Origin of the sequence: Hassallia byssoidea VB512170, from assembly GCF_000817785.2 — a bacterium.
In the GTDB taxonomy this organism is placed as follows: domain Bacteria; phylum Cyanobacteriota; class Cyanobacteriia; order Cyanobacteriales; family Nostocaceae; genus Hassallia; species Hassallia carrinoi.
In genome coordinates, this window is record NZ_JTCM02000046.1 from 19,274 (window position 1) to 31,247 (window position 11,974).

At 43.6% G+C, this 11,974-nt stretch carries 15 protein-coding genes; 6 read left to right on the forward strand and 9 right to left on the reverse strand.

The features are described 5' to 3' along the window. Window positions 1-140 precede the first annotated feature (140 nt). Window positions 141-1,019 (reverse strand): metal ABC transporter permease, encoded by an 879-nt coding sequence (locus PI95_RS19245; RefSeq protein ID WP_039737399.1) that lies wholly within the window; start codon window positions 1,017-1,019, stop codon window positions 141-143. Beyond that, on the reverse strand, window positions 1,019-1,747 hold the full coding sequence (locus tag PI95_RS19250; protein ID WP_039737401.1) for a metal ABC transporter ATP-binding protein: 729 nt from the start codon (window positions 1,745-1,747) through the stop codon (window positions 1,019-1,021). The genes PI95_RS19245 and PI95_RS19250 overlap by 1 nt, the downstream gene beginning before the upstream one ends. 80 nt (window positions 1,748-1,827) lie before the next feature. On the opposite strand from PI95_RS19250, the gene PI95_RS19255 reads away from it, so the two are divergent. Beyond that, entirely contained in the window at window positions 1,828-2,820 is a 993-nt protein-coding gene (locus tag PI95_RS19255; RefSeq protein WP_236117114.1) for a metal ABC transporter solute-binding protein, Zn/Mn family, read from the forward strand. Between the two features lie 56 nt (window positions 2,821-2,876). On the opposite strand, the gene PI95_RS19260 is transcribed toward PI95_RS19255, so the two are convergent. Continuing rightward, window positions 2,877-3,587 carry a tetratricopeptide repeat protein gene (locus tag PI95_RS19260; RefSeq protein ID WP_039737404.1) on the reverse strand — a complete coding sequence of 237 codons (711 nt, stop codon included), beginning with the start codon at window positions 3,585-3,587 and terminating at the stop codon, window positions 2,877-2,879. Window positions 3,588-4,090: 503 nt separating this feature from the next. Here PI95_RS19260 and PI95_RS19265 point away from each other — a divergent pair. Both PI95_RS19265 and PI95_RS19270 read left to right on the forward strand, forming a co-directional pair. Further along, window positions 4,091-4,555: a hypothetical protein gene (locus PI95_RS19265; RefSeq protein WP_039737405.1), complete on the forward strand. Its 465-nt coding sequence runs from the start codon at window positions 4,091-4,093 to the stop codon at window positions 4,553-4,555. Between the two features lie 12 nt (window positions 4,556-4,567). Continuing rightward, on the forward strand, window positions 4,568-5,119 hold the full coding sequence (locus PI95_RS19270; RefSeq protein ID WP_039737406.1) for a glutathione S-transferase family protein: 552 nt from the start codon (window positions 4,568-4,570) through the stop codon (window positions 5,117-5,119). Window positions 5,120-5,247: 128 nt separating this feature from the next. Here PI95_RS19270 and PI95_RS19275 read toward each other — a convergent pair whose 3' ends face one another. From PI95_RS19275 to PI95_RS19300, 6 genes are all read right to left on the reverse strand, one after another. Then, on the reverse strand, window positions 5,248-5,739 hold the full coding sequence (locus PI95_RS19275; RefSeq protein ID WP_039737407.1) for a YajQ family cyclic di-GMP-binding protein: 492 nt from the start codon (window positions 5,737-5,739) through the stop codon (window positions 5,248-5,250). 211 nt (window positions 5,740-5,950) lie between these two features. Beyond that, window positions 5,951-6,346, reverse strand: coding sequence for an MAPEG family protein (locus PI95_RS19280; RefSeq protein ID WP_039737408.1), 396 nt, complete (start codon window positions 6,344-6,346; stop codon window positions 5,951-5,953). Window positions 6,347-6,597: 251 nt separating this feature from the next. Next, window positions 6,598-7,101: a DNA-processing protein DprA gene (locus PI95_RS19285; protein WP_039737410.1), complete on the reverse strand. Its 504-nt coding sequence runs from the start codon at window positions 7,099-7,101 to the stop codon at window positions 6,598-6,600. A gap of 227 nt (window positions 7,102-7,328) precedes the next feature. After that, window positions 7,329-8,423: a DRTGG domain-containing protein gene (locus PI95_RS19290; RefSeq protein ID WP_039737411.1), complete on the reverse strand. Its 1,095-nt coding sequence runs from the start codon at window positions 8,421-8,423 to the stop codon at window positions 7,329-7,331. 206 nt (window positions 8,424-8,629) lie between these two features. Next, window positions 8,630-9,004: a type IV pilus biogenesis protein EbsA gene (gene ebsA, locus PI95_RS19295; RefSeq protein WP_039737412.1), complete on the reverse strand. Its 375-nt coding sequence runs from the start codon at window positions 9,002-9,004 to the stop codon at window positions 8,630-8,632. A gap of 37 nt (window positions 9,005-9,041) precedes the next feature. After that, on the reverse strand, window positions 9,042-9,299 hold the full coding sequence (locus PI95_RS19300) for a hypothetical protein (protein WP_163519008.1): 258 nt from the start codon (window positions 9,297-9,299) through the stop codon (window positions 9,042-9,044). Between the two features lie 148 nt (window positions 9,300-9,447). On the opposite strand from PI95_RS19300, the gene PI95_RS19305 reads away from it, so the two are divergent. From PI95_RS19305 to PI95_RS36885, 3 genes are read left to right on the forward strand one after another with little or no spacing between them, the layout of a single operon-like run. Next, entirely contained in the window at window positions 9,448-10,422 is a 975-nt protein-coding gene (locus PI95_RS19305; RefSeq protein WP_039737413.1) for a radical SAM protein, read from the forward strand. Then, window positions 10,376-11,830, forward strand: a complete 1,455-nt coding sequence (locus PI95_RS19310; RefSeq protein ID WP_039737415.1) for a glycosyltransferase family 2 protein — start codon at window positions 10,376-10,378, stop codon at window positions 11,828-11,830. Before PI95_RS19305 ends, PI95_RS19310 begins: the two co-directional genes overlap by 47 nt. Then, complete coding sequence (locus PI95_RS36885) at window positions 11,794-11,928, forward strand: hypothetical protein (RefSeq protein WP_268896795.1); 135 nt, start codon at window positions 11,794-11,796, stop codon at window positions 11,926-11,928. The genes PI95_RS19310 and PI95_RS36885 overlap by 37 nt, the downstream gene beginning before the upstream one ends. The last annotated feature ends 46 nt before the right edge of the window (window positions 11,929-11,974 follow it).

Sequence of the window (11,974 nt, forward strand, 5' to 3'; positions counted from 1 at the left end):
AGAGTTTTTGCGTAAGTCCTATAACTTTTAAGAAAGCAAATTATAAGAAGACCATTAATGGTGCGTTAAACTACCCTTCTCCTGTCGGAGACGCTCCGCGAACGGGTTCCGCGTCAGCGGTACGTTATAACGCACCCTACTTATTCTCCTCGTTTTAAAGACCGAAAAATTCTTGCTGAATTTTTGACAGTATTTGGACGAGTCAAAATTCCTTGAGAGGGACTCAATAGCAACGCTAGAACAAATAAACTAGAAACGACTAATACAATCGCTGCCCCTGATGGCACATTTAAATAGTAGCTGATATACATCCCCGCTATACTGCTAATTATACCAATAATTGCTCCTAACATCATCATTTGGTGTAATTCTTTAACTAATAAATAAGCTGTGATAGCTGGACCAATTAACAAGGAAACTACTAAGACCACACCCACAGCTTGCATACTCGCAATGATAGTCAGGGTGATGGCAGAAATTAAACCAACGTGAATTAAGTTTACGGGTAATCCGATAGCTTGAGCCGCTAAAGAGTCGAAAGTGTAAAATAGCAACTCTTTGTAAAATAACTTTACGCCCAGCAAAACAATAACAGTAATAATTAAAGTTCGCCAAACATCAGATTCAGTAACTCCTAAAATATCACCAAAGAGAAAGTGATGTAAATCAAGTTTGCTTTTTAAGAGAGTAATTAGCATAATTCCCAATGCCAAAAACCCAGAGAAAACCATTGCCATCGCGACATCTACTTTGACACGCGATTGAGATTGAATCCAAGCAATAATCAAGGTGCTAAATGTCCCGGAAATAAACGCACCTAGGAAAATATCGACACCAAAGAAAAAGGCGATCGCTAAACCTGGTAAAACTGCATGAGCAATTACATCTCCCAGCAAACCCATGCGTTGCACAATCAAATAACTACCGACAACTGAACACAAAACCCCCAACATAATCGCTGTAAATAGCGCATTCCGCATGAATTCAAAATCAAGCGGTTCTAACAGCAAATTAAACATCAAATTATTTCCCTTTGCAACAAAAATACTCCATCTCCATAAGCTTCTTGAATATTCTTAGCAGTAATTACCTCAGAGCGAGAACCATCAGCAATAATTGTTTTATTTAATAATAAAAATCTGTCATATCTTCGCGAAGTTTCACCTAAATCATGACCGACAACCAGCAAAGTTTTACCTTGCAATTTCAATTCGTTAAAAACTTCAAAAATTATCGCTTCCGTTTTTTTATCAACTCCGACAAATGGCTCATCAAAAAAGAATAACTCAGCTTGTTGAGCAAGCGATCGCCCTAAAAATACCCTTTGCTGCTGTCCCCCCGACAACTCCCCAATTTGACGCTTTCGCAACTCCCACATTCCAACTCGCTCTAACGCTGTTCTCACTATTTCTTGAGATTGACGAGAGTGCGAGCGAAACCAACCTGTATGACGAGTCCGAGACATCATCACCACATTCTGCACTGTTATCGGATAATCCCAGTCAATTTGACTTCTCTGAGGTACATAAGCAACTTGTGCCAGATGCTGTTTCAAAGAACCGTTACGAAACTTAATCACCCCACTTTCACAGGGAATCAAGCCCAGAATTGCCTTCACCATCGTGCTTTTACCCGCACCATTCGGACCTATCACACCGACGATTTGCCCAGGTTCCAAGCGAAAACTGACATCATCAACCGCAGAAACACCTCTGTAGTTGACAGCTAGATGACGAACTTCTAACATGATTATCCATGTGCATGATAATCATTATCATAAGCTAAAAAAATCGTCTACTGGCATCAAAAATGTTAAAAAATCTACACATGAAAAGTATTGCTGTCTTGGCACTTAGCCTCGGCTTACTTGGATGCGAGACTACCCCGCCAACAAGTCAACAAAATAATACCACGTCTGGTGATGCTTCTAGTGTTCCCACATCCACCCCAGCATCTACATCTAGCGAACTTCCGTTAGTTGTCGCAACTAACACTGTAGTGTGTGACTTAACAAAGCAAATTGCTGCGACTACCGTTAATCTTAAATGTTTGATTGACCCTGGTGCCGACCCCCATGTTTACCAACCCAAGCCAGACGATCGCAAAGCAATAGAACAAGCTAAGTTGATTGTATACGGCGGCTATGACTTTGAACCTGAGTTGATTAAGTTAATTAAAGCAACTTCCAACTCAGCTACGAAAGTCGCAGTCGATGAACTTGCGGTTCCCAATCCGCTTTCATTCGAGGAAGACGGCAAAACTGTCATAGATCCGCACGTTTGGCACAATGCCCAGAATGGTGCAGCGATGGCGAAAGTAATTGGTGACAACTTGAGTATATTAAAACCGGAAAATACTCAAAATTATAGTGATAATACGCAAAAGGTAATCGGGGAAATTAGCCAAATAGACACTTGGATTAAATCGCAAGTTGCCACAATTCCCCAGAAATCGCGCAAGCTGATAACTACTCACGATGCTTTAGGTTACTACGCTTCATCTTACGGAATTCCTGTAGAACAAGCGCTAGGAGGCATTAGTACCGAAGAAGCACCAACAGCAGCACGAGTCAGTGGATTAGTAAAAGATATCAAAAAAGTCGGTGTACCAACGATTTTTGCGGAAACAACGATTAATCCCAAGCTAATTACAGCGGTAGCCAAAAACGCAAATGTTAAGGTTTCACCACGAGAACTATACGCCGATGGTTTGGGTGAAAAGGGCAGTGAAGGCGAAACTTACCAAAAAATGTTAATTGCCAATACCCAAACGATTGTTGAGGGGTTGGGAGGCAAATACACCCCGTTTGCAGCTAAGTAATTTGTAGTAAGCACTCGTGTGTGCTTAAAATAGGCGTTAAAACGCCTACTACGAATTTAAGAACACAGCAACTCACCCAACCAATTTTCGACTTTTAAACGCAAACGCGAGCTACGTTCATCCTTACGAGTGCTTAGGAGTGGTAGTTGATTTAAAGCACGGCGATAATCAGCGATCGCACAATTCCAATCGCCCCACAGATGATAAGTTCTGCCTCGTTCAGCTAAAATGTGGTCTTCAAGTTGACCGAAAAGTAGTGCTATCTCAAAAGCGTCAATTGCTTCTTCGTATTGTCCCAAATCCCGTAAGGTAATGCCTCGGTTAATTTGTGCCCGAACATGGCTGGGGTGCAAATCAATCGCCCGATCGTAGTCGGCGATCGCCGATGTTAATTCTCCACAAGCTGCGTAGTAATTTGCGCGATTGTTATAAGCGCTGGCTAACTTGGGGTTGAGGTGTAGTGCTTTGTTGTAATCCCAGAAGGCTTTTTGTCTTTCACCACTTTGAAAATAAATCAGCCCCCGGTTATTGTAGTCTACGGCATTGTGGGGATGACGGTTGATTAGTTGACTTAACAGGGCGATCGCTTCGGTGTAATCTCCTTGTTGGGCTAATCTCAAAGCACAAGAGCGTAAGTAACTGTCTTCATTAGCAGATTCCCCGCTACTGTTAGCCTGATGCTGTTGAGCATAACTTGTGTTTTTTAAAACAGCTTTTTTTAAGTAAGTTTGCTCACTCTCAGATGCTAAAAATGGGTTTGTATTCATATTTTCCTGCCTGAGCCTCTTGCTCTGTAAGATCAACTTATAATTTTCTTGTCAAGAGTGGTTTCGTCCCTGTGTCACTTGTTAAGGTGTCTATGAGTACTTGGGTACAAGTATCAAGAACAGGTGGGAGTGTTCGCCCTATACCAATAATTGATGCTTCAACCTGATAATAGATACGTCATCCCCAAGTCCAATTCCAGAAACAGCTTTTTATCAATCCAATAGACTAGTCAACAAGTGAGAGCGACAACTTGGTAGAATGCCAACAAGCCCTTAACTAGGGATTGAGGGGTACTGGGGAATGTGAAAACTCCGAATCGAACTTAAGAACCCTTCTTTTTCAACGGCTTTAGGCGAACCTCAAAACCTCGACGGTTTATTATTCCCAAAAAATTTGCGAATTTTCACATCAATGAAGAAATTTTTGCTTTGAAAAGTAAGAATTTTCTTGACAGTACCCAATTTCTGAATCTGACTTTTAAATTAAGAGCGAAGATTTTCTTATGACAACTGCAATTTCCTACGCCAACGCTCCCGATTTAGTCGGTGATGATTACATCGTTATCGGTTTGGCTACGTGCTTCATCAAAGAAGATGGAGAAGTTCATCAAGTCGAAGTTATAGAACCTATTCCCTCTGCGGCTTTAGAAGCGATTTTTAAAGGTATTCCCACTTCCTATAAGTTGGCTTGCGGAACAACTTTGGCATCTGTGTTGGACCAAGATACGCAATATTTACCAGATGGCTTTCCTGCCAACGCTCAATTTGGAGAGGAATTTGTGCCCAGAGCGTTTGCAGCTGCTCGCACTTACAAGCGTCGCGAAACCGCAAAATCCCTGATTCCTCTAGGTACAACTTATACAGAGTTCAAGTATTCCACCGAGCGCAAGCGGGTACTAAATGCCAAACGAGTTGTTAACAAGGAAGATAACGTTAAACAACATTCCCACACGCACAAAGTTCTTTAATTTTTGGTGATTATGTTGAAGCTTTACGGTGGCGATCGCAGTCGCGCATCAATTGTCAAGTGGTATCTAGAAGAACTAAGTATTCCCTACGAATTTGTCAAGCTTGATATGCAAGCTGGAGAACACCGTCAGCCCGAATTTCTGGCAATCAATCCGATGGGGAAAGTCCCGGCAATTGTAGACGGAGATTTTCAGCTTTGGGAATCAGGAGCAATTTTGCTGTATCTCGCCGAAAAGTATGGCAAGCCACCTTCAGTAGAGGAACGCGCAATAATTGCCCAGTGGGTGTTATTTGCCAATTCCAGCTTGTCTACAGGAGTTTTTGTCGAAGCTAATCGAGAGCGAGAAATGCCGCGCTTGATGACTCCCCTGAATCAAATTCTAGAGCAGCAACCTTTCATACTAGGCAATGAATTCACCGTTGCTGATGTAGCAGTCGGTTCTATTCTGGGTTACATTCCCATGATGCTCAAATTAGATTTGAGCGCTTACCCAGCTGTGTTGAACTACATCAAGCAGATAGCTCAACGTCCAGCATTTCAAAAAAGCATCGGGGGTGGATAGTGGATAGTGGATAGTTGTTAGTGGATAGTGGTTAGTGGTTAGTGGTTAGTGGTTAGTGGTTAGTGGTTAGTGGTTAGTGGTTAATTGTTGATTCCCCCCATTACCCATTACCCATTACCCATTCCCCATTACCGATAGTTCGTAAATTGTAGAGCCACCGGGTAATCTTCTTGCTTCAACCGCTGAATTACAGTTTGCAAGTCATCTTTATTTTTAGCGCTAACTCGTACAGCGTCACCTTGAATTGACGCTTGTACTTTTTTGAATTCGTCACGAATCAATTTAGAAATTTGCTTGGCAATTTCCTGGCTAATGCCTTTTTGGAGTTTGATTTCTTGACGGACGCGGTTTCCGCTGGCTGATTCAACTTTGCCAAAATCAAAGATTTTTTGAGAGAGACTGCGCTTGGCGGCTTTTTCGCGCAGGATGGTGTGTACAGACTCTAAGGTAAACTCGCTGTCGGTGCCGATGGTAATGTTGTCTTCGCCCAGTTCGACAGTAGTTTGAGAGTCTTTAAGATCGTAACGGCTTTTAACATCTCGGACAACTTGATCGACGGCGTTGACCAATTCTTGTCTGTCAAAATCGCTGACAATATCAAAGGAATAGGTAGAAGCCATAGAACATTTTGGATTTTAGATTTTGGATTTTGGATTGGAATGGTTAGTGGTTGGTGAACCACTGCGCTATCGCGCTCTGCCGACAGTCACGCAAGTGGTGAACCCGAAGGGTTGATAGTTGTTGGTTGATAGTTGCTGGGTTGGAAAAAGTACGCTCCCGCTAACTATGCTCCCACTAACCACTAACTACCAACCACTAACTATTACCAAACTAGCCATTAACTTGAATGATGCTGAGGGCGAAAAGAGTACCCCAACTGAGGGAGCCAACAGCAAACATGAGCGATCGCAAAAGGGGTATATTCAAAATATAAAAGATTGAGTATAGCAACCGAGCCGCAACGAAAGCGATCGCTGCGACTACTGCGATAGGAGAATTCACATTCGTTACGTATGCCATCAAAGCTGCGGCAGCAAAAATCATAAATCCTTCAAAAGAATTTTGATGTGCCCAGGTAGCTCTTTGCGCGTAGGCTGGTAGCTTATCAAACATAGCGCGGGGAGCAGACTGATCGTATCCCACACGCAAACGACTATAAGCCACCACCAAAAACGGCAGATAAATTAGCACCGCAGCGGCTGCGATAGAGTACAAAAAAATAGTCATTGGTTATTGGTCAAGAGTCATTAGTCATTAGTCATTAGTCAAGAGTCATTGGTGAGCCAGTGCGTTGGGGAGGCAGTGCGGTCTTGGGGTTTCACGCCACTCCCCTCAAGTCGGGAAACCCGCCCACGGGGGTGGCTCCCCAAGTGGAGCATCTGCCGTCGGCTGTGCCGACTTGAAGCACCTGGCGAACCCCGAAGGGGTCAGTGGTCAAAAATACACATACCAACGACACTCGTACAAATAACTAATGACTAATCAAAGTAGAACAATGTCACCACTTTTCTTTGTTCTTCTGCCTCACCACAAGTTTGCAACAAAGTGCGACTGTCGTGAAAAGCAAAACAAATTAATTGTTGACAACGAGAAACAATTTCCTTGTTACACAGGTAACTAGCTTCAGCAAGAGACAGATGATCGTTACTGGGATTTTCAACCAGATGCATTACCTGTTCTAATTGCTGTCGCGATTCATTGGGCTGGCGTTCCAAGCTTTGGGGTAGAATCACCGTTAATAAATTAGCATCAGCCCGCATTGCTCCCCGGATGGCAGCTGAATTGGTACCTGTGGCACCAGAGGTGATGATTCGATTCCCTGATAAAACCAGGGCATAAGTCATCATCTCAATGAGGCTCTGATGCGTAATCGGAACGTGGCGCGAACCTAGCAAGGCGATTCGTTTAGAACCTGTTTGCTGGATAGTTGCCAGTTCTTGGGCTAATGTATCGAGGTTAATAAGGTCTATGGACTGACTCAAAGATGGACAGAATCAGATTAAACAACCCAGATATTCTACCAAACAGAGTGTAGATACGAATGGCTTGTGGTGAAACATTAATACAATTTTTTGCTTGCTGAATTTAATAGCTGGATGGTTTGGGGTTGGTAACTGTTACCAAACCATCCTCAATACTTCATAGATAACGCCATTCAGGAGGATTTTACCTTGTCTTCCATCAGCCTAGCTGCGTTCTTACACTAGTTTCACTGCATTGCCACTGCGGGATTTAAGCCGAGTTGAGACAACAAGCGGTTAATATCGAAATGTTCAGCCATCAATTGGCTAATGCAGTGAACTTTAATCGGTTCGTGGACGCGCACTTGACCGAAAGTGCGGTCAACAATTTCTACAGTGGTGAGGGTATCCAAATCAACTGACAAAATGGGTATTTCTAGTTCTTCAGCGCGATTGAGGATGAACGAAGGTGGTGGGAGTTGTCCGGTAAGGATAAGACATTGAGTGGAAGTTTCCAAAGCAGCTTGTTGAATTTCCACACGATCGCCTCCTGTAACTACCGCCATATTTCGCCGTTTGCGGAAATACTTCACTGCGGAGTTGACATTCATCGCCCCAATTGCTAAACTCTCAACCATTAAATCTAGGCGATCGCTACCACAAAGAACTTGGGCATTTAACTGCTTTACCAATTCGCCAACGCTAACACTGCGTAGCAAGTCGTTTTTCGGCAACATTCCCAGTACGGGAATACCTTGTTGTTCCAAAAACGGACGCAACTGAGCATCAACTTCTTCTATTTGGGTTCCGGGGATGTCGTTGAGGACAACACCAATTAAGCGATCGCCTACCCGCTGTTTCGCTCCTAACAGTGCCTCAACTGAAAGCAGCGATTTATAACGACATACCAACAACACAGCTGCATCAACAACATCAGCCACTTGCAGCAAAGACAAGTCAAATAAATTGCCTTCTGACAAATTGCCAGGACCTTCTAACAATACCAAATCGCCGCCAAAAATTGGTAAATATTGCTGTCCTAAAGTGGCACGATAATCAGTTTTGTCTTCTCCACGCAAGCGTTTTTGTATAGCTACTTCATCTAAAGCAAGCATTGTCGGTGCAATCCGGTTTGAAGGTAAATTGAGGCTGTTGGCAATAAATTGCACATCTTCCTCAACTACGCTTCCTTCAAATTCACTTAAACTTGTACCTAACGGTTTACCGTAGGCAATATCTAGTCCTTTTTGCTGTAACTGATGCGACAAACCTAAAACTGTAGCAGATTTGCCACTGTAACTTTCAGTTGAGCCAATGAGCAAATACTTAGCAGATTTTGGCACACATGCACTCCTTATTTCAAAAGAAAGTAGAATCCAGCTAGATCCTAATTCTAGGTCGAAGTTCGCGTTCAAGGTTGCTACCAAACTGATTGACTGAAGCGATCGCCCAAATTTAAAGGATACTTTCTAGCTTGAAATCCTACCTTTTTTGGGCGAAGTTGCTAAAACCGAGAATTATTGAATTATATTTCCCCGCTTTGCTTTGTTTATTCCTCTACACGCAGCAGTTTGCGGTAAAATGCTTGTGAAAAATCAGTTATGCGATAGCGCTTATAATTTTCCATCAGTTCAATTAAAAAATTAATAAACTCGAAACTTGCCATCATCAGTTCATAACTTAACTCCGCGTCGCCATCAAACTGCAATCGGCAACGAGTTAAGTCTGAGGGTAGGGTGGCAATATTCCAAGTAGCGACAAAGGGAACGTGTTCGCTGCCCTCTATTTTGCGTTTTCCCTCCAAAACGCCTTTTTGATAAAGACCAATGGCATAACGCAAAAAATCGCGTTTGCTGCCTTGAACGTAAGGTAAGTACACACTTGCTTGTTGTTGAGTCGCTGGCTGGAGTTGCTCAAAAGACATAATTTAATACTCCTCTAGTTAGTTGACAACCGGAGATTTAGGTAGCTTTGAATAGTGTTCCCAAAAAATTGTTATGCATAACTATGGGGGAGTGGGGAATGCGGAGTGGGGAGTGGGGAGTGGGGAATGGAGAGTGGGGAATGGGGAATGGGGAGTGGGGAGTGGGGAGTGGGGAGTGGGGAATGGGGAATGGGGAATGGGGAGTGGGGAGTGGGGAATCGGTAATTGGTAATTGGTAATGGGTAATGGTTGTAGAATAACCACTAACAACCAACAACCAACCACTAACAACCAACCACTAACAACCAACCACTAACAACCAACCACCAACAACTAACCACCAACAACTAACCACCAACAACCAACCACTACCAAAAGAATGTTGACTGTTGGTTAACTACGTTTAAAGATGTCTTAAGGAAAACTTTTAGTGGGTTTACACTATGGCTCCGCTGGTTGCAAATTATTACTTGACGTATCGCTGTAATGCCCGCTGTCACTTTTGCAACATTTGGGCATTAGAACCGGGAAAAGAAGCTGATTTTGAAACGATTAAGCGTAATTTAGAAGATTTACGCCGTTTGGGGACTAAATATGTAGACTTTACGGGTGGCGAACCTTTATTGCGACATGATGTCGGGGAGATTTATACAGAGGCAAAACGTCAAGGTTTTTATACCAGCATGACGACGAATACCATTTTGTATCCGAAAAAAGCCAAGGAAATTCAAGGTTTAGTAGACTTTTTGAATTTCTCTTTGGATGGTGCGGATGCGGAAACTCACGATCACTCGCGTGGTGTGAAGATTTTTGACAATTTGGTAGAGTCGGTAGCGATCGCTCAATCATTAGGAGAGTACCCGGTACTAAATCATACCGTTACTGCCCAAAATTACGATCGCATTCAAGAAGTCGCAGCATTAGGACAAAAACTAGCTGTTCGCGTCTGGCTGAACCCTGCCTTTACTGCCTATGACCAATACAACTCTAATAAGAATCCCACCCCGGAAATGGTAGCGGCAATCGAAGCTGCTGCAAGGAAATATAAAAATGTCGGCTACAATAAGGCTGCATTGGCTTTTATTGAAGCTGGGGGCAATGATACCAAAAATCCCCGCTGTAAGGCGGTGGATGCCGTGATTGCGATTTCTCCCAATGACGAGCTGCTATTACCTTGTTACCATTTTGCCCAAACCGGAGTTCCGATTAACGGACGACTTTACGACCTCTATCGTGAGTCTGAAGAAGTGGAACAGTATCGGCAATCTCAAGGTAAGCTAAAAGTGTGTGAAGGTTGCACAGTTTGGTGTTACCTGATACCCAGCTTCTTTATGGGTGTAGACAAATACTGGTTATTGAATCAAGTAACTTATGCCAGCGAATTCCTGGCCCGAAAACGATTCTTACAACGAGCTTGATCCGCTCAACTCTTTATTTTCTGATTTATCGGGAGATGACGAGTTGGAGATAGAAGAGGTAGAAACCGATCCTGTGTTTCTACCATCCCGGTTTCAAGGTCGGAGAAAAAAAGCCGCTCTAGTTTTGACTGTTGTCTGGAGCGGCACGATCGCTTTACATTTAGTTTCTTGGGGTTCTATTTTTATCCTAGGATTGACCACTATCCTAGGAATTCATGCCCTGAGAATCGTGTTTGCTAGACCGGGCAAAGAACACTTAGTAGGGGAAAGTAATTTCTTCCCCTACCAAGAGGAAATGCTGGGTGATTTACCAAAAGTATCTGTATTAGTGGCGGCTAAAAATGAAGAAGCAGTTATTGCCAATTTAGTCAAGAATCTTTGTAGTCTAAAATACCCGCAAGGTAATTACGAAGTCTGGATAATTGACGATAATAGCAACGACACAACGCCGCAGTTATTAGCACAACTAACGGAAAAATACAATAACCTAAAGGTATTAAGACGTTCAGCAGAAGCGAGTGGGGGTAAGTCAGGGGCATTAAATCAAGTTTTGCCACTGACGCAAGGGGAAATTATAGCGGTGTTTGACGCTGATGCGATTGTGTCGCCAGACTTGCTGCTGCGGGTAATACCCTTGTTTGCCAAAGAAAAGCTGGGGGCAGTGCAGGTGCGAAAAGCGATCGCCAACGCAAAAGAAAACTTTTGGACAAAAGGTCAAATGGCAGAAATGGCAGTTGATGCCGTTTTCCAAAAGCGGCGGATTGCCATTGGTGGAATCGGCGAACTGCGGGGAAATGGTCAATTTGTCCGGCGCGAAGCTTTGGAATGCTGCGGTGGCTGGAATGAAGAAACCATCACCGATGACTTGGATTTGACATTCCGCCTGCATCTAAACGACTGGGATATTGATTGTGCTTTTAATTCAGCGGTGGAAGAAGAGGGCGTGACAAATGCGATCGCTCTTTGGCATCAGCGCAACCGTTGGGCAGAAGGCGGATATCAGCGCTATTTAGATTACTGGGATTTGATTCTTCGCAACCGCATGGGGAGAAGTAAAACCTGGGATTTGCTGATGTTTTTGCTGATTATGTATATTTTACCGACAGCAGCAGTACCAGATTTATTGATGGCGATCGCTCGGCATCGTCCACCAATATTAAGTCCAGTCAGCGGCTTGACAGTCACCATGTCGATGGCGGGTATGTTCGCAGGTCTAAAGCGGATACGTCAAGATAAAGAGAAAAAATTTCGCGTTTCTAGCTACTTTGTGCCCCTGCTTCAGACATTACGCGGAATTATATACATGTTCCACTGGTTTGTAGTCATGAGCAGCGCCACTGCCCGCATGTCAGTCAGACCAAAGCGCTTGAAATGGGTGAAAACACTGCATCAGGGGACTGGGGATTAGGGACAAGGGGACAAGGGAGACAAGGGGGACAAGGGAGACAAGGGGACAAGGGGACAATTTCTTTCTATTACCTATTCCCCATGCCCAATGCCCCATGACGGCAGATGCTTCAAGTCGGCAGAGCCGCCCAACGCACTGCCTCCC